This window comes from Aedoeadaptatus urinae (assembly GCF_900155585.1).
Taxonomy (GTDB): domain Bacteria; phylum Bacillota; class Clostridia; order Tissierellales; family Peptoniphilaceae; genus Aedoeadaptatus; species Aedoeadaptatus urinae.
The window spans coordinates 218,805-236,520 of sequence record NZ_LT707417.1 but is presented as its reverse complement, the minus strand read 5'-3'; the positions used below and the strand labels follow the sequence as shown (position 1 = coordinate 236,520).

Sequence of the window (17,716 nt, the reverse complement as noted above, 5' to 3'; positions counted from 1 at the left end):
CTACCTCACTTCTTCAGGCTTGGTAGTCATCTTCTGATAGAGAATTGTATCTTTCGGGAACTTATCAAGGAAAGGAACAATGGTATTTCCAAAGAACAGTAATCCCTCGCCCTCATTTGAGTTGGTAACATATCTAAGCTGAGGAAGTGAGATTTTAAGTTTTCTTGCTAAAATTTCTCTGTCTCCTGACGCTTGATTTAGCATTAAGACAAAGTCGGTATTATCAAAGATATTTTCAATTTCCTTACTCATAAGTAGGTCTTTGACATTTTGCGTAATACCCGTAGGGATACCTCCCCACTTACGAAATCTTTTCCAAATCTCTACCGAATACGATGCTGTCTGTTCATCTTTTAGCAGCAAGTGGAACTCGTCGATATAGTACCTTGTAGCCTTGCTTCCTCTATTTTGAGATACTTTATTCCACACCTGATCCTGTATAACAAGCATTCCTATTTTCTTTAGCTGACTTCCAAGCTCTTTAATATCAAAGCACAGGAGTTTCTTATTTAAGTCCACATTTGACCTGTGATTAAAAACATTAAGGGAACCTGATACATAGATTTCCATCTCCGTTGCCAGCTTTTTACCGACCTTTTCTTCCTGTCCTTTTAACATATCGTATAGGTCTTGCAGTATTGGCATATTGTCAGGAGTTGGATTATCAAAATACTTTTCGTAAATCTTAGGTAAGCACCTGTCTATAACGGACTTTTCTTCTGCCGTAAGACCACTGCCGCCTACTACAAGCTCCAGCATACTCATAATGAAGTTTGCTTTGTCTTTCAGTGGCGCATCCCCATCGCCATAGTTCATATTTATATCAAGGGGATTCAGGTAATCTTTGGACTTACTGCTGACTTTAATGACTTCTCCATTAAATTGTCTTACAAGGTTTCCATACTCTCCTTCTGGATCGCAGATAATCACATCATCGTCCGTTACTAAAATTGCATTTGCCATTTCTCTTTTAGCACTAAAGGATTTACCACTTCCAGGAGTTCCGAGGATTAGACCGTTTGGATTTTTGAGTTTTTTCCTATCTGCCATAATCAGGTTATGGCTTAAGGCATTTAGTCCGTAATAAAGACTGTTACTTGAATTGATAAAAAGCTCCTCTGTGGTAAAGGGCATAAAAACTGCCGTAGATGATGAGGTTAGTCCTCTATCTATCTCAATCTTGTTTACGCCAAGAGGTAGCACGCTGATAAGTCCTTGTTCTTGCGTATGGTCAAGTCTTTTCAGCTTGCAGTTATGCTTATTTGCAATGGAACTTATCTGAGAGATTGTGTTATCAAGCTTTTGCACCGTTTTTGCAAAGTTCATAAAGACGATACTTACCACAAACATTCGTTCATCTCTTGTCTGCAAATCTTTTAAGAGACTCTTTACATCTTCTCCATAGGTGATTAAGTCCGATGGAAGAATGTCCATATCATAACCGCTTCTTACCGCTTTCTTATTTTCCTCAATTTTCATCTTGTCAATATCGGTATTTTTTCTCTTTACCATTTTAATAGCTTCCGATTGGTCGATTGCCTTAATATGAAAGGAAATATTGATGTTATCATCAATATCCAAAAACTCGGCAAGCATACGGTCTGAAAGCTCGCTGGCAAGAATTTGAAAATGGCTGACTGCCCCGATAAATTTTCCAAACTTAAAGTACCTTGAAGGCGTGAAGTTAAATTCATCAGGTACAATGTATGTTTTAGTGCTTTCCCTTTTCCTCAAATTTTTGTATGAAAACTCAAAGGTCTTATTGGGATTTAATATATCGTGAAGAATCTTGAGTCTTTCTTCCCCACTTAAACTTTCCGCACGAACTCCCATACTCTTTAGATTAGATAATATATCTATCTCCAGTCTTTCAAGTTTTGATGTTGCCTGCTCTAAATTATCCGCTTCTACTGTAAAGGTTACATACTTTGATTTTTTCAGTCCATTATTTCCCTTTACAATCTGACTTTTAAGCATCTCTCTAAACTCAAGACGTATATCGTCAAAACCGTCCTTTTTATCTGGTATCTGAATTGCCGACTTCATTTCTTCGTTTCGTCCAAGTTGATTGATATATGAAAACTCAATACTGATACTTGGATCAAAGGAGTTTAGAAAATTTGCAAACTGATTAAAAATAAGATCCCTATCTTCATCTAAAGCAAGTTGGTAGTTAATATCCTGAAAGGCTATGCTTTTACTAAAGTGCTTTTCGTCAAGCTGACATATACCACTTTTTAAGAGTCTATGATAGGGAATGGTATCTTCGACAGTATATCTTTTTGGTTCTTTTCTAAAAATAAGGTCAAGTAGCCCGCCTTTATCTTTTTTAGATTTTCCCTTATTTTGCTTTAAGTCCTGTCTTTGACTTCTTAACATCTTTTTGTTTTGTTCTAACTTTACCTGCTGAATCTTTCTTTTGTCTTTCAAGGTAAACCTCCTTTCTCACTCTTTTTTGTGGTTGATAAAACTTATGAAGGTAAATATATTTAAAATATTTCTCAAATGTCAGTCCGTCCTTTTCAAAAAGAGTGATGAAAAATATAGGGAGTGTGGACACAATGAGAAATATGACGGCTATATCATTTGGAACAACCTTTCGCATAAATAAATAGACTGGTAGTCCTACCAGTCCTGCGAGTGTGAAACCTATCATCTGCCTTTTGGTTAAGTTAAAAGCTACCTTTGTTTTTACCTTCTTTAGGTCTTTTGGGATTGGTACATACGCCATAACTTACCTCCCATCTTCTTTTTCTTTTGAAAGCTCCGCCATGTGTTCATATACAGAGCCGATTTCTTCCTGAATGCTTTCTATCTGTTTATCTGTATTTTTGTTATATCTTTCCTGCAAAATACAAAAGTCATTATGGCAGCGACCGATGTCTTTTGTTCTTTCTTCCAAGTCATTAATCTTGCTAAAAAGTTTGATTCTATCAATCACCGCTATAACACCTGCTCCGATTACTACTGATGTAAATACTGTTTTTCTTTTGATCATCCTATCCTTCCTTTCTGTTAGTGTGCATTTAATACGCTTTTGGCCAGAGTTCCGCTCTTTAGCATCATTAACCCCAGCAAAACCGCATATCCAAGTATCGTCATGGTACTTGTGTGTATATCTGTTATCTGTATTGTCTTAACTAATACTGCGTATATTCCAAGACAAACCATTAAAAAGAGTCCTTGTAGCCCAAGTGCAAATAGTCCTTTGATATAGTTTGTTCCAATTTGTCCCCACTCTTTGTTTCCCATTGTGGCAAATGGAATGGCTGAAACCGATGAGTAAACATAAATCTCAAACATTCTTCCGTAAACCACAAGCATGATTACAATGGAAATTACCTCTATGGCAACCTTTATGAGTGAGGTTTCAAAGAGAATCATGACAAGCTCTCCAAGCCCCTTTTCTTTTAAGGTATCCATCATTGCCACTATCTGATCTCCGGAAACGGTGGCAGAGGTATTTATCACCCCTGCCGCCTTATTTACCATATGTTGTGCCACATCAAAGACTGCCATTGAAAACTCAAAAGCATGAGATACTAACCATACAGCAATCCACATCTTGATGATGTACTTAAAAAATTCAAAGGTATCTGTATCGTGCATATTGTTCTTTTGCATTACCATATTGATAAGCTCAATACAAAGGACTGCTGTGATGATTAGTCCCGCTATGGGAATAATGACGGAATCGTTAATGCTTTTGATAAAGGCAAATACATCTCCGTTCCACCCCATGGGAGTTTTTCCTACATCTGTTGCAACTGCACCAACTTTATCGTTGATGTCAAGAAACATGGACTCTAAGTTTGCTTGGATACCGCCCAGTAGAAGTTCCTTAAAAAATTCTTCTATCTTGTCGAATATTCCAAACATCTAAGCTCTCCTTTTCTTCTTACTTGAGTACATTGGCAAGTAGCGGAATCAGCTTAAGTCCGATAAGGACAATACCGCCTCCTGCCATAAGCTGCTTTATGCCTAATTAGAGATTGTAAAATACTTGTAGTGTGTCTGTATTTCCTATGAAATTGTAGTAAATATCAATTGTTTGGGTGATTTCTCCATTCACTACTTCTTTTTCGTGAACATAGATTTTTGAGATGAGTTCGTTTAAGGTTTCTTTGTCCAGCTTCTTTATATCCCTATGTTTTTTTATGAGTTCAATCCATTTTTTGACATTAATATCTTCAAGATCTTCTTTAACAATCAATTTTTGATTATCTTCTATTCTTTGGTTTAGATAGTCTTGTTCGTTTTGTGATTTTTCAAGAATTTTTTGGAAGTTGCTTTCACTTATCTTGTTATCTAGCCAGTCATCATATAGTCTTTCAATCTTTTTAGTTAAGTCTTCTACTCTTATCTGATCTTCGTAAATCTTATCCATGATAAATTTTTGTTCTTCTTCATTATCAATTTCTCGTGATTTTTCAAGTGCTTTTATAATTTCTTTTTCGTCTTTTAATGCTATTTCTGCATTATTTCTAATATCTTTAAGCACTATCTCATAAAGAGTATCGTAATAAATTCTATGTTGACTACATAATGACTTTCCGTATCTTCTATAAGTGTTACAAGTGAGTAACTTTTCTCTTTTTTTCGATTTGTTTCTTCCAAGATTTAAAGATTTTCCACAATCGGGACATTTCACAATGCCTGCAAATATGCTTTCTTCTCCATTTTTAAATGGTCTTCTCCTGCTCTTTAATTTTTCATTTGCTATATTATAAATATCTTCAGAAATTATTGGTTCGTGTGTATTTTCTACTATTATCCATTCCTCTTTAGGTTTATCGGATAACCAACCTACTTTGAATTTATAATTAACTTTTTGACTAGCAATATGACCAATATAAACTGGGTTTTCAATAATTTCTTTTAGGGTTGTGCAGTCCCACCAATACTCTCCACCATCTACGGTCATTTCTAACTTAGTTTTTTTATTTCTAAGTCCTTTTTTTCTATTCCACCAGGTAGGTGTAGGTATTTTTTCTTCAAAAAGTCTTCTCCTAATTGCTTGTACTCCATAACCACTAAAAGCAAGATCAAAAATTTTTTCAACAATCCATGAAGTTTCATCATCGATTACTAATTTATGTGGATCATCATTGTCTTTCCTATATCCTATTGGAGCAAGACAACCAATAAATTTTCCTTGCCTTGCCCTTGTCATATAGGCAGATTTCATCTTTTTGGAAACATCTCTTGAATAAAACTCGTTTAAAACATTTTTAAAAGGAACTATTTCATTGTTTTCTTGAAAGGTATCTACTCCATCATTTAAAGCTATATATCTGACATTGTTCTTTGGGAAGAAATTTTCTGTATAGTATCCAGTCTGCAAATAGTTTCTTCCAAGCCTTGATAAGTCCTTAGTGATGACTATATCCACTTTCTTATTTTCAATATCTCTAATTAGTCTTTGAAATGATGGTCTATTTGTATTTAATCCAGTATATCCATCATCTATATATACATCGTAAATACTCCAACCTCTTGATTTTACATAGTTTTCTAAAAGTTCCTTTTGGTTTTGTATGCTGGCACTCTCTCCTTTCTGCTCATCATCTTTAGATAGTCTGCAATAAATTGCAGCTTTGAATGAAAATTGATTTGAATTTGTTTGTATCATTTCCTATTCCTCCTTGTTTGAGTTTTCAGAAATAACACAACTTTCTCTAAAACTATTTTTATTATAGCACTCTTTTTTATTACTATCAATATTATATTTGTTATACTCAATTTCATTGTCCTTACTTAATTTGCTTGATTTTTTTATTAGTCTTAGAAAAGCTTCTGTATCTGTTCTTCTGTTATCATAATTTCTTTTTACAATGTATTTTGTTTGTCTTTTTGTCATAGCTTATCCTTTCATGCAATAAAAAAAGGCGATTAGATTTTTAATTTTCTAATCGCCTTTTAAGTGTCATATTTATCTTTTTATTATATCTGGCATACTTTGATACCTTTTTAGACTTAAAGTCTTTAATAATGGCTTTCCACCTCTTTTTATCTATAAAGATTCTCCTACATCATAGTTCATTTTTTTATTTAAACCTTTCTGTGTTAGTTTTTCTTTATCTTCTTCATACCATTTTAAGATTGTCGCATAGTGGTTTTGATAGGTCTTACCACTGCTTTCCATGTATCTTGATAGTTTATTTATCATTATTTCTGTGTGTGAGTTTAATTTTTCTTTAAGATTCTTATATTCTTCTTTGCTTAACCTTACATTTTTGAATTCTCCATAAAAGATGGGGGTGGACTGTTCTTCTCTCCCCTTATCTATACTAACCTTATCTAATCTACCCTTATCTATACTGGGTTGACCACTTGACAACCTTTGGTTAACCAGATGACAACCATCTTTTTCTTCTAAAATATATGCTCCATTTTCCGTTTGATAAAGCTGTTGTTTCTGCTCTATATACATTGTTGGCTTATATCTGTCTTTTCTAATATAGTTATTTATCTTCCAATGAGTAATGACGATTATTCCCTGATCAAAGACTATCACAAAGCCTTTGGCAATAAGTATTTTCAGGTCATCTTCATTAGCCCCGATAATTTTGATGATTTTCTTAGGATTATTTACAAAACCATCATCATCTGCCCTCATTGATAAATGAAAATACAGACATTGACTACTTAGTGGCATATCCAAAAATAAGTCGCTATCCACTATCTTTAGTGAAAACATTCTTTTATCTGCCATGCTCTCCTACCTTTCTTCAAATAAAAAAAGACGATAGTTTTTAATTCTACCGCCTTGTGTATTGCTATGATTTAACATAATTATATATTAAATTTTTAAGTCTTTATTATTTAACATCTTACTAAACATATCATGGTACATATCTTTAGAAGATTCTTCTATCTTGGTAATACTTGATATTTTATTTCCCGCATCCTTTGACGAAGCTCCGCAAAGATAAAAGGCTTCATTTTCTGTTCCAAAGTCTATTGCTATATATCTATCGTGATATTTTTTACCTGCTATCTTCAGTTTCAGGTCTATATTAGGATAGTCTTTTCTAAAATCATCTAAGATATTTTTTGTAAGCATATCCTTGTTCTTGACATTATCACTAAAGACTACGATTTGAGTCTTATCTCTTGCAGCTCTTAAAAGTTCTAATGTTTTAAGTCCGATATAGTTATCTATTACATAAATGCTTTTCTTTGCTGATTTATATATTTTTGTATAGGCAACATCAGCTTCTATCTTATCTCCATTCATCAAGAGGAAATGTTTATATGTTTCCGGGTCTATAAAATTATCCATTACCTTTTTTAAATCTTCTTTAGTAGCCAATGTGTTAATCTTACTATCTATCCTTGCAATATCATTTGTGTTTTGATTTGTTTGAATTGCTATTTGAACTAATTCCTTTGAGCTGATAAAATCTTGATTTTTAATGATGAAGTCTTTCATCTGCTTAAACATTCGTATTAAAGCCTTGCTCTGTCTAACGGCAAGTTCTCCTCTTAATACAGTCATAAGCATATAAATACCCTGCTCTGTAAAAGCATAAGGTAGTTTTCTACGACCGCCCCAACTTGATGTCGATTTTTTCGATATCAAGTTTTCAAACTCTGATTTCGTCAACTGAAACATAAAATCATCATCAAATTTCTCCGAATTGTTTTTTACTTGCTCGTTAAATCTTGTCGTTGTATATCCATAGATTTCAGCAAGCTCAAAATCAAGCATAACCTTTTGATTTCTTATATAGTAAATCTTACTTTTAATTGTAGTTTCATCTATAACTACAATTTCCTTGTTTTGTTCTGCCACAAAATTCACCTCCTATATATTTTTGGGGCTACAACTTGTAGCCATTTTCTCTTTATTTCATTTAGTTTACAGCTCTTAAGCCAATTATCCATAATATTTTCAAAGTCTAATTTCTATAATTATACCAAAAATGTTAAATCTTTTCTATCTCTCCCTCTCTCTCTTTATCTATCTCTATATCTTTCTCTATCTCTATCTCTTGTCGGACATGGGTTGGACTCATTAAGGACAATGTCCTCTGTTTATTTTGTCTGTGAAAAATTCTTCTTTCAATTTTATCCAATAATATATTTTGTTTGTTGCCATATCTGCTCCTTTCTTGATTTTCGATAATCGAAATTCTTGATTTCCGATTTTCGAAATTCTGGACTTCTGCTTTTCGGAAGTCTAGTTATTATGGTTATTTAAGGGTGTAACTTTTCGTTACTCCCTTAGATTTCTCTGGTCATATCTTTTTTACTTGGTTTTACTTTTTCTTTTACTTTCCTTTTGACTTTCTCTTTTGTCTTATCCTTGTTCTTGGATAGGTCTTTGTATTTCTTTATTTGTTTTAGGATACTTTCTTTTTCTTTTTTATTTTCTTTGACTATGACTTGTTTAAAGGCATATTCCATTACTTTTATGTCTTTGGCTTGGAAGAATATTTCATAGTTTTGGCTTTCTTTGTTTTTCATTACTGAGAAACTTACTCCAAGTTTGTTTAGTTCTTTTTTTAAGTCTTTGAGGTCGCTTTGATCTATACTTATATTTTCTAGTTGTCCTTTCTTGTAGAGGTCTTTTATTTTCATTTCATCGCCCATAAGACTTTTGAGGTTTCCGTTTGCTTTTTCTAAAGTATCATTCATCTTTTTTCTTATTTCTTTGTCTAAGTTGATTGTTTCTTTTGCTGCCTTTATTGTGTATGTTATTATGGTTTGTGCTGCTTGACCTGCTTCTTTGCTTATTTCTTCGTTTATCATGCTTTTATCTCCTTTGTTTGAATTAAAAAAAGGGAAGTATAGGCTTTAATTTTTCTATACTTCCCTTTGCTTGTTTTTATTTGGTTGTTCTTGGTGGTGGAATGTTTTATTTTGATGTTTTTATTGCTTACTTAGGCATTTGTACCTTTTCTTGTTTTTCTGCTCTTATTTTGCTTTTCCACCTTTAGTAGTTTATATGTGTTCTTTTGTCTGATAGATAGTTTTTCATGTTGGAATATATAATCTGTATTTCCTCATTGTTCATTGCTTTTATTTCTTCTGTGCTTTTATAGGTTTTGTATTTTCCATCTTGATCTGCTTTTATGAGTTCATCTATTAGCTCTTGCCTTTTATTCATCTCTATTACCTCCTAGTTCTGCCTTTATTTTCTTGGTCATATTATAGCTTGGATAAGATATTTTTACCAGGTCTTATCTTTCTTGATTCATTTTCTTGTTTTTCATACTTTCTCTATATTCATTATCTTTATTAACTTGGTCTTGGAATTTTTTAATCTGTGCTATTACACTTGGTTTTTCACCTTGTTTTATTAACTTATCTATTTCTATGGATAAATCTATGCCAAGTTCTTTGTTTACAAAATCTACTGAATATTTTATATGATTAATTTCCTGGTATTCATCTTTTATCTTGTCTTTTTCTTTATTTATTTCTTCAAGATTTGCCATTAAAAGATTTTTTTCTTCATTCCATTTTTTAGGACTTAGTTTTTCCTTATCTGATAGGAGTTTTTTTAATTTCTCGCTTACTACTTTATATTGGTCTATATCCTTCTTATGTTTATTATAGAATGTGTCTTTGGTGAATAAATTTTTCTTTTGATATTCTTCATAAACTTCTTTTTTGGCTTTGTAGATTTCATAGTATAGAATTTTCTTTTCTACATCTTCCATTTCTTTATGGATTGTCTTTGCTTTTTTATTTAGCTTATAACTATTAGACTTTAAACTTTCTATTTTTGTTTGTAACTGACCTATGGTTTCTATGTCATTTTTTCTTAAATAACTATATGCACTTGTTAGCTTTTTGAAGTCATACTTTTCTTTATTAGTTTTGGCATATCCTTTTAGATATTTGCTTTTTTCTTTTTGAATTTCTGAATAAGTTAATAGATAATTTGTTAGATTGAAAAGTTTAGGGTTGTCTATTACCTTATCTCTTTCTATATCCTTAAATTTTTCATAAGCAGTAGATAGGTTACCTAATAGATTTCCTATCCAACCCTTTAATGTCTTTATCTCTTCTTTTATTGTTTTTACAAGTTCATTATATTTTCTTATTTCTCTATTATAGTTTCCCTTGTCAGTTTCTATTCCCTTTCTCTCCATTGCACTTGCTGCTGATCCTAAATGGATTGTCGGTAGATAATCTGAATTTTGTCTTTTAAAACTCCTATGGTCTACTCTTTTTTCTATCTTGTTTTTTGCTAGATATTCATTGCAAAGGTCTGAAAAATTTTCTCTCCATTTTTCTACATTGCCTTTATCGTTCCAGGTTGTTAGTTCTACTTTTCTTGTCTTTGGTTTTCCATTTTTGTTTAATACTTTTTCTCCTTTTTCATCTAGGATATATTCTTTTTTTGACTTTGCTAAGAACTCTCCTTTTTCGTTTATGGGTCGCATTATGGTCATGATATGACAATGAATATTTCCATTTTTATCTTGACTCTCATCATGGATTGCATAATCTACTATCATTCCTTGTGATGTTAGATTTTCTTTTATAAATCTTTCAACTAGGTTTTTATTTTCACTTAAAGATAATTCTTTTGGTAGTCCTATTATGAATTGTCTTGCTAGTTGTGCATTAGAATTTTTTTCTGCCATTTCTACTTTATTCCATAAGGTAGACCTATCATTAAATTCTTTTGGTATATGATCAGGCAATATTATATTTTTTACTAATACTTTTTCTTTTCTTGTGTAGTCATGGGTTACTCCGTCCCATTCATTTTTTATTTTTTCTCCACTTATATATGCTGCACTTGCTACTGCACTTTTCCCTTTTCCTCTTGATATTATGTTTATTGAAAAATGAAAACTGTCTGCCATTTTTATCACTTCCTTTCTTTTTTGTTGTTTTAGGTGGAGGCTTAATAGATTTTTATAGCCACTTTGTGAATGAGCGTTTTGAAATGATAGAATAGAAAAAGCCGACTACTGAATTTATTTTTGTTGTTTCAGTATGTCGGCTTAATTGTTTTGTTCATTTCAAATTTTAAAAGTCAAGGGCGAGCCTTAGCGAGTTTATTTACCCTTGACTTTTAAAAAGCGAATGATTGTTGCTCCCTGCAAGGGTTTGGCTCCGCAGGACGCAAGCACCCTTTAGGGTGTATAATTGCGCCCTTAGAAAATCTAAGGGAGATTTGATTATTATATTTCCCCTAATTTTCTCTTATTATTTTTAGTGTTTCTTTAAATTCTTTTGTCTTTGTTGCTTCTTCTAGTAGGATTTTTATTTCTTTATCTGTTAGTTCTTCTGAATTTTCTATAAGGCTTTCTAAGATTGCTCCTCTTGTTATGAGCCTACGTGTTCTTTCTTTTCTTTTTTTCACTATGTCTTGTTTTAATATCTTCTTTTCTTGATTTTTTAGTTGCCTTAATCTTTCTTCTGTATGGTCAATTTTATCTTTTATTTCTTTTGACTCTTGTCTTAGTTGTTCTAATTTTTTCATAAAAAACTCCTTTCTTGTATTAAAAAAAGACGATAGAGTTTTTAATTTCTATCGCCTAGGCTACTTTTAATTATTCTATTTACACAATCCTAAAATTTTCGCTTTATCTTTTATTATCCATGTCTTTCAATTCTTGTACTATATCATTAAATTCTTTTAAATCTTCTTTAGAAAGTTCCCATGTCAATGGAGTTGTAATCATAGGCACTCCCTCCATTGTAATATAAGGGTAATTTTCATAAATATAAAAATCTATCTTTGTACCTTCATTGCCGTTGGTAAATATAAAATGATAAGATTTTATTGCATCGTCAGGTATTTCTTTAAAAAAATTTTCGAATTTTTTATCATTAACATTTTCTACACTCATTTCTATAAAATCACTAAAATAATCTAACTCATCTTGTTTTTCTATTTCAGCAATTTTTATATCGTTAGAATCAAATATTTCAATCTTGTCTTCTTTTTTCTTGCTCTTACAAGAAGTGAGAACTATTAAAAAAACAAAAACAATAGTCATAAATGCAAATCTTCTTCTCATTTTGAACCTCCAGTTTAATAGTTACCTTCATTATTTTTCATTAAAAGTAACTCTCATTTAAATATCAACTTTTATCATCTTGACCCAACCCATGAATTAAAATGTTCTTCATAATTAAATCTAACAATTCTCAGGCTTTATTAAGACTAACCATTGATATAATCTCTTAGTAATTCTCCATAACCCTATCCCAATAATAGTTAGTAAAAATCCAACAATTACAGAAATAATTAGGTCTGGTAAAACTCCTAAACCAAAGCTAGGTTTAGTTAACCAATACAGGTCTATTCTAAATAATTTGAACACAAATTTCACGATGCTTCCAACTATAACAATTGGACCACTAATCATAAAAGCCCACCCAGTTATTCCTGTTATAGGAAATATAAATATCCATATACATGCAGCTATGGTATACCACTTTAAACTTTTCATAATAATCTCCTTAAAAGTAATCAAATTGTTCATATTATTATACCCGGTTTTTTCATTTTCTATTCTTAGTCTATTGGTTGCATAGTAGTATTATAGCAAAAATATTCCTATTTATTCTGTACTTGGGTATTTGCCAACAAATCACCCAAATGTCTTTTATCATTACGTATTAGACCCATTAATAATAGCAGTACAGCAAATCCCATGCCTATAAAAAACATGACGATAGCCCATACATCAAAGTCAGTATAAATTCCATGAATCGTACTCATATGTCCTATTTGCCATGGTAAAAATTTGATTACGTTTCTTATAAAGCTTGCTTTTAAAGATTTATGTTTATAAACAAGTTTTAACCCCGCTTTGCGTTTACCAAAACTCCCATCTTTTGAATAATCCAAATAAGCAAAAATCAAAACAATCGGAATAACTGATGTTAATAAAGCAATTAGTTGTGACTGTAGTTCGTTCATTTTCGGAATCCCTTTAAAAAACAGATGATAAACTGCCATGCTTACTCCAAATAACAATGCTAAATACAAAAGAATAAGTAGATAATCAAAAAACAATTCTTTTATTCGTTTTTTTAATGATATTGGATTATTATTCATAAACATAATTTATTTATCCTCATTTCTATGAATTTCTATAACATCTTCAATTCTGCAATCCAATGCCAGGCAAATCTTTTCTAATGACTCTAAGTTCACATAAGAGTTTTTGCTCATTCTTGAAACTATGTTACTTGTTATGTTTGCTGCTCTTTTTAAGTCTTCTTTGTTCATTTCTCTTTCTACCAATAAATGCCATAATGGTTTATAAGAAATTGCCATATTATTACCCCTTATCCGTTTTATTCATTAATTTATATTATATCATAAATAGGCTGATAAGTCACTTTAGCCTATTTTATACTTGTGCTTGCGTTAGTATTTATTGAGATAGTCCTTGTTTTTTTCTTTCCTCTATTATTCCATGCTATTCTCCTGTAAATATCCCCACATATAGAGCAGTAGACAATACTTGAAAGGGCGTATTTACTGGAATAGATTCTTCTTTTCCCTTTGCCACTTACCATATTAGCTCGTCTATCCATTTCTTCTTAGACTTGCATGAAGATTTCTTTTGATATGATCGCTTCGTGGCTATTTTCTATATAATATTGAGGTTCTTGATCCTCAATTTATTCTTTAATTATAATTAAGATATTTATCTAAATAGAAAAATGGCTTTTAGGATTTCTTCTAAAACCCCAAAAACCATTAATTTCAACACTTTTATAGCCTATTATCTTATTTTCCTTGACATCAATACCACCGTCTCCACATGCCCTGAAGTTCCAAAGTTCCGTAACTTTTTATGATTAATTATACTGAAAGCAATTTGATATAATTCTTGTTTATTCATTTTCTTCTCCAATATTATTTAGCTTAATAATACGTTATTCTTTTTTCAAAACACTAAGTTATTCAGTTCACCATCAAGAACTTTTATAGTTTCATTTCTTTCCTTATCCTCTTGATTGTCATATAAAAGTTGTTCAATAAACTCCCATATATCTTCTAGTTTACGTCTAATATGATAGAATAACAAAGCATCCGTATTGATTAAAAAATCTTTGTGTAATTTCAGGTATATGTTCATAAATACATCATAATATGGCTTATCAACAAAAAACATGAGATCAGCTTTTACTGGAGCCAATTTCAAGCCTTCCCAGTCAATTAGAACTAACTGCTCATCCCGTTGCATCAAGTTCCAATTATGAATATCTGTATGGCATAGGGCCATTTTAGGATTACTTCGTCTTAGAATCTCCGACAGTCCTTCAACTCTGTCAATAGATTGTTCAAGGGGTTTTATGTGTGCCCCAAGCAAGCATTTTAAGTCCATGGGAAGACTGGCGCATTCTTTACGCAATACTTGTTTTAGCTGTTTCAGAAATGGCAAGCTAAAATCTTCCCTAATTAGTTGCACATATACCTACTATATCAATAAATTTTGAGTTATCATTGACTATATTAGTTGCTATTATCAGAATAGTCGTCGATAACTATATTTTCGTGCAAATATGCAAATAAGTAAAATGATAGTTATGTTATATCATAATAATTGAAAATAATAGAATGCATTTTTCAATGTAATAAGATTAAGCGTTCTCTTAAAGTTAGAGAACGCTTAATTATTTTTAATTTATTGAAATAATTTGTAACTATTGAAAACAGACAAAAATTGTTCATTGGATAATTTATCAAGATCAGTAACATTCGCATGCTTCAGCACCTGTCTTAATTGATTTTTAGTAAAAAGAACATGATATTCCCTGTTTACCCATTTATAAACGAAAAATCTATACTTTTTGTAGTCCTTCTTTAAAATAAATGGTTTATGCCTTTCAAGTACAATCAATACAGAATCTACATTAGGCTTAGGGTGAAAATATGCTCGTGGCACTTTTTTAAGAATTTTTATATCCATTTCCACCATTAACAGCAAACCTAAAGCTCGTTGGGTATTTTGCAACCTTTTAGCAAATCCCCTCTCTACAATAAGGTAGCTATATTTCGCTTGACTATCAAAAGCAATCTTTTTTACAATATCAGTACTAATATTGTAGGGAATATTACCAAATATTTTATAGTCTGTATTTTTAGGAAAGCTAAACTTCAAAATATCCTCATGAATAACTTTTATATTCTGAAAAGGTTCAACTGCTTTTTTCGTGGCATGACATAAACCTTCATCAATCTCTATAGCATTCACCCGTTGACTCATTTCCACAAGTTCCTTGGTAAAATGTCCTTTTCCTGACCCAATTTCTATTATTTTATCTTGTTTATTGATATTCGTATATTTTAATATTTCCTTTACATGCTTTTTAGATGTAATGAAATTTTGCGTATTTTTCGGGTTTTTCTGTTTCATTATAACCTTCTCCTTGCCGGTTATAATGAACTAATCTTAAGAGCTCATTATAACCAATTATTTTTGGTTTGGTGGATAATGAAATCTCTCAATAACAAATATAGAAAACATACCCATACCTTTACCTCCTTTAATTTTTTTCATTATAAATGAGATAAAGTAATATCTACTACTGCAATACATGTACACATATTTAACTCCTCCTTATGCAACTGATTATATCACTTTTAATTTCTCTATTCAATAAAGTTCTGTGCTAATCTACCTCACCCTATGGATTTTTAATCCCGAAACATCAAATGTCATCTGTCAAATGCCCTATTTAAAAGGGTCAAAAAACGGTATTTTTTAGCCTGTTTTTGACCCAATTTTCGTACTCAAACCACTACATGTTGTGGTTGACTCCTATTATTCCTTGTCCAAACCACAATACGTCATCAGAATTGCTGCTTCAACGTGGGACGAGTTGATAGAATTGATGTATTTATGATTTTTAGCGAAACTGTTGTATATGGGAACATATCGACTAATTTGTACGTTCGTGGGAACATAACGACTAGCTTTCTAATGGTCGCCAAAAGAATCGAAATATAATTCTAGTTTAGAATACTTCTATCCTTATCAAATATATGAAACTGTAATAATAAAATTTAATTGCTTTCATCGACTAATGTTAAAACCTACAACACAAGAATTTAAATCATTAGATTACACTATTTACTATTCAATCAATTTAAGCTCCTTCATTCATATCCCTTCTACTATACCCCAAGAAACCTATTACTATTAAAGCAATGCTAATTATAGTAACTGTAAGAAAAACTGATGCTTCAAAATCATCCATTGGCATTTGAGGCATCCAACTTTGTATAGCAGTATTTAAAAACCATTCCGGGAGGTCTATTAAGCCGCTAAAATAATTTAATAAAAAAGAGAATGTAAGATAAATATACACTATTTTACCTAGTTTCGGTGCCCATCCAAGAGCTAACGCTGCCAGACCTATAAAGAATAAAACAGTAGGGAAAAGGTTAAAGCCAGCAGCAAAAAAGTCAACTATATCCATCTCTCCGCTATTCCCCATCGCAGAGATAGCAGTACCTCCAAGACTACCTGCTGCTAATAAAACTCCTAATAATCCGCTTAATATCGATAACCCTATACTAGTCCAATATAATTGACTGCGGGTTACTTTTGTTGCATAAATCTGACTTAAGTGTAATCGTCTTTCTTCAGAAAAGAGTTTATTTACAATCGCAATTGGTAGAATGGAAACTAAACCAATCAAAACCATCATAACTGTGCCTGTGAATGATTCTTCAATAGAAAATCCTGTATGAGAAAACATTTGTTTCATCATTTCATTACTTTCTAGGAATGTCTGCATATCTCCATAAATCGAACCATAGGCAGCACCCATAACAACATATGCGATTAACCAACTAATAATGACACCTTTATTAATATTTATAAATAATCCTCGGACGGACAGCAAAGACTGCTTTGCACTTTCACGCCCTTCTCTTTGCGGTAAATATCCAGCCCCCATATCGCGGCCACCTTCAAGTGAAAAAGCTATGAACACCACTATTATACTGAAAATTAAAGCAAAAATAAGTGGAAACCAATTATTATCTGTAAAAGGAAAAGTTAAATATGTCCAGCCCAAAGGATTCATCATAGATAAGTCAACATTGGAGACATCTGTTCCAGCACGAACAATGTATAGTAAGCCTACAATTCCTAATGATGATCCTGTTGCAGCCGATGACGTGGGCATAATTTGTGCCATTATTAGAGCAATCCCAGCACCAATAATCCCTGCCATTCCAATTGATGCCCCGTATAACACGGAACCAAAAATAGAAATCGTATCGGCACCGAAACTTATCATTACTACTGCAATAAAAAGTGCTAGTATACCATTGATAAAGACTATCTCTGCTATTGCTGCAAGAGAATTTGCCTGACGACCTATTTGAAAGGAACGCAGTAGCTCAGTAAGGCCAAGATCTTCTTCTTTACGAGTATGACCTATCACGTGTAAAATAGACATTATCATCGCAAACAAACCACAAAACAACAACATTTCATGTGCATACATTGCTCCTAAGGTATAATCAGCTCCTGTTTCAACTGGGGTCGGCCCTACCATAGATATCATTGCAGGGTTTTGCAAAGTTTCGAACATGCCGACTAAACCTTGCCCTTTTGCTATTTCTTTGAAAGCTGGAACAAATCCAGCCGAAAACATGCCAAGTCCCAATACCCATATAATAATTTTTTTCCAATCTCGTTTTAAATACTGTAAAAACAATATGTTCCAACGAGCAAATTTTTCTTTCATAATAATTTTTCCACCT

At 32.0% G+C, this 17,716-nt stretch carries 21 protein-coding genes; all 21 read right to left on the bottom strand.

The features are described 5' to 3' along the window. The 21 genes from BQ7397_RS03495 to BQ7397_RS03405 all read right to left on the bottom strand — a co-directional run bounded on the left by BQ7397_RS03495 (nucleotide 1) and on the right by BQ7397_RS03405 (nucleotide 17,700). Nucleotides 1-2,430 (bottom strand): VirB4-like conjugal transfer ATPase, CD1110 family, encoded by a 2,430-nt coding sequence (locus BQ7397_RS03495; RefSeq protein ID WP_000653488.1) that lies wholly within the window; start codon nucleotides 2,428-2,430, stop codon nucleotides 1-3. Beyond that, nucleotides 2,342-2,731, bottom strand: a complete 390-nt coding sequence (locus BQ7397_RS03490; RefSeq protein WP_000332203.1) for a PrgI family protein — start codon at nucleotides 2,729-2,731, stop codon at nucleotides 2,342-2,344. Before BQ7397_RS03490 ends, BQ7397_RS03495 begins: the two co-directional genes overlap by 89 nt. A 3-nt stretch (nucleotides 2,732-2,734) precedes the next feature. Beyond that, a complete protein-coding gene (locus BQ7397_RS03485; protein WP_000595841.1) occupies nucleotides 2,735-2,998 on the bottom strand; it encodes a hypothetical protein in 264 nt (87 codons plus the stop codon). Between the two features lie 17 nt (nucleotides 2,999-3,015). Then, complete coding sequence (locus tag BQ7397_RS03480; protein ID WP_000466907.1) at nucleotides 3,016-3,879, bottom strand: VirB6/TrbL-like conjugal transfer protein, CD1112 family; 864 nt, start codon at nucleotides 3,877-3,879, stop codon at nucleotides 3,016-3,018. Between the two features lie 19 nt (nucleotides 3,880-3,898). Beyond that, nucleotides 3,899-3,979 carry a Maff2 family mobile element protein gene (locus tag BQ7397_RS03475; protein ID WP_202947905.1) on the bottom strand — a complete coding sequence of 27 codons (81 nt, stop codon included), beginning with the start codon at nucleotides 3,977-3,979 and terminating at the stop codon, nucleotides 3,899-3,901. A 6-nt stretch (nucleotides 3,980-3,985) separates the two neighbouring features. After that, nucleotides 3,986-5,632 (bottom strand): recombinase family protein, encoded by a 1,647-nt coding sequence (locus BQ7397_RS03470; protein ID WP_072469621.1) that lies wholly within the window; start codon nucleotides 5,630-5,632, stop codon nucleotides 3,986-3,988. 3 nt (nucleotides 5,633-5,635) lie between these two features. Beyond that, nucleotides 5,636-5,860 carry a hypothetical protein gene (locus BQ7397_RS03465; protein ID WP_072469067.1) on the bottom strand — a complete coding sequence of 75 codons (225 nt, stop codon included), beginning with the start codon at nucleotides 5,858-5,860 and terminating at the stop codon, nucleotides 5,636-5,638. A gap of 153 nt (nucleotides 5,861-6,013) precedes the next feature. Further along, entirely contained in the window at nucleotides 6,014-6,715 is a 702-nt protein-coding gene (locus tag BQ7397_RS03460) for a replisome organizer (RefSeq protein WP_072469062.1), read from the bottom strand. An 87-nt stretch (nucleotides 6,716-6,802) separates the two neighbouring features. Beyond that, nucleotides 6,803-7,798, bottom strand: a complete 996-nt coding sequence (locus tag BQ7397_RS03455; RefSeq protein ID WP_072469066.1) for an ORF6N domain-containing protein — start codon at nucleotides 7,796-7,798, stop codon at nucleotides 6,803-6,805. A gap of 431 nt (nucleotides 7,799-8,229) precedes the next feature. Then, nucleotides 8,230-8,757: a PcfB family protein gene (locus BQ7397_RS03450; RefSeq protein ID WP_077074749.1), complete on the bottom strand. Its 528-nt coding sequence runs from the start codon at nucleotides 8,755-8,757 to the stop codon at nucleotides 8,230-8,232. A 184-nt stretch (nucleotides 8,758-8,941) separates the two neighbouring features. After that, complete coding sequence (locus tag BQ7397_RS09235) at nucleotides 8,942-9,115, bottom strand: hypothetical protein (protein ID WP_180371929.1); 174 nt, start codon at nucleotides 9,113-9,115, stop codon at nucleotides 8,942-8,944. Between the two features lie 73 nt (nucleotides 9,116-9,188). Beyond that, on the bottom strand, nucleotides 9,189-10,829 hold the full coding sequence (gene mobQ / locus BQ7397_RS03445; protein WP_077074748.1) for a MobQ family relaxase: 1,641 nt from the start codon (nucleotides 10,827-10,829) through the stop codon (nucleotides 9,189-9,191). 332 nt (nucleotides 10,830-11,161) lie between these two features. Then, a complete protein-coding gene (locus BQ7397_RS03440; protein WP_034544987.1) occupies nucleotides 11,162-11,452 on the bottom strand; it encodes a DUF3847 domain-containing protein in 291 nt (96 codons plus the stop codon). 103 nt (nucleotides 11,453-11,555) lie between these two features. Beyond that, nucleotides 11,556-11,993, bottom strand: coding sequence for a hypothetical protein (locus tag BQ7397_RS03435; RefSeq protein ID WP_034544985.1), 438 nt, complete (start codon nucleotides 11,991-11,993; stop codon nucleotides 11,556-11,558). Between the two features lie 120 nt (nucleotides 11,994-12,113). Then, nucleotides 12,114-12,428 carry a hypothetical protein gene (locus tag BQ7397_RS03430; RefSeq protein ID WP_034544984.1) on the bottom strand — a complete coding sequence of 105 codons (315 nt, stop codon included), beginning with the start codon at nucleotides 12,426-12,428 and terminating at the stop codon, nucleotides 12,114-12,116. Nucleotides 12,429-12,535: 107 nt separating this feature from the next. Then, nucleotides 12,536-13,045: an RDD family protein gene (locus BQ7397_RS03425; RefSeq protein ID WP_034544982.1), complete on the bottom strand. Its 510-nt coding sequence runs from the start codon at nucleotides 13,043-13,045 to the stop codon at nucleotides 12,536-12,538. A gap of 3 nt (nucleotides 13,046-13,048) precedes the next feature. Continuing rightward, nucleotides 13,049-13,261: a helix-turn-helix domain-containing protein gene (locus BQ7397_RS03420; protein WP_034544980.1), complete on the bottom strand. Its 213-nt coding sequence runs from the start codon at nucleotides 13,259-13,261 to the stop codon at nucleotides 13,049-13,051. Nucleotides 13,262-13,880: 619 nt separating this feature from the next. Beyond that, on the bottom strand, nucleotides 13,881-14,405 hold the full coding sequence (locus BQ7397_RS03415) for a phosphotransferase (RefSeq protein WP_001176020.1): 525 nt from the start codon (nucleotides 14,403-14,405) through the stop codon (nucleotides 13,881-13,883). 216 nt (nucleotides 14,406-14,621) lie between these two features. Next, nucleotides 14,622-15,353, bottom strand: a complete 732-nt coding sequence (erm(A), locus tag BQ7397_RS03410) for a 23S rRNA (adenine(2058)-N(6))-methyltransferase Erm(A) (RefSeq protein WP_000810833.1) — start codon at nucleotides 15,351-15,353, stop codon at nucleotides 14,622-14,624. A 57-nt stretch (nucleotides 15,354-15,410) separates the two neighbouring features. After that, nucleotides 15,411-15,470, bottom strand: a complete 60-nt coding sequence (locus tag BQ7397_RS09525; protein WP_407816966.1) for an erythromycin resistance leader peptide — start codon at nucleotides 15,468-15,470, stop codon at nucleotides 15,411-15,413. A gap of 616 nt (nucleotides 15,471-16,086) precedes the next feature. After that, a complete protein-coding gene (locus BQ7397_RS03405) occupies nucleotides 16,087-17,700 on the bottom strand; it encodes an ABC transporter permease (protein WP_025194366.1) in 1,614 nt (537 codons plus the stop codon). Between the last annotated feature and the right edge of the window lie 16 nt (nucleotides 17,701-17,716).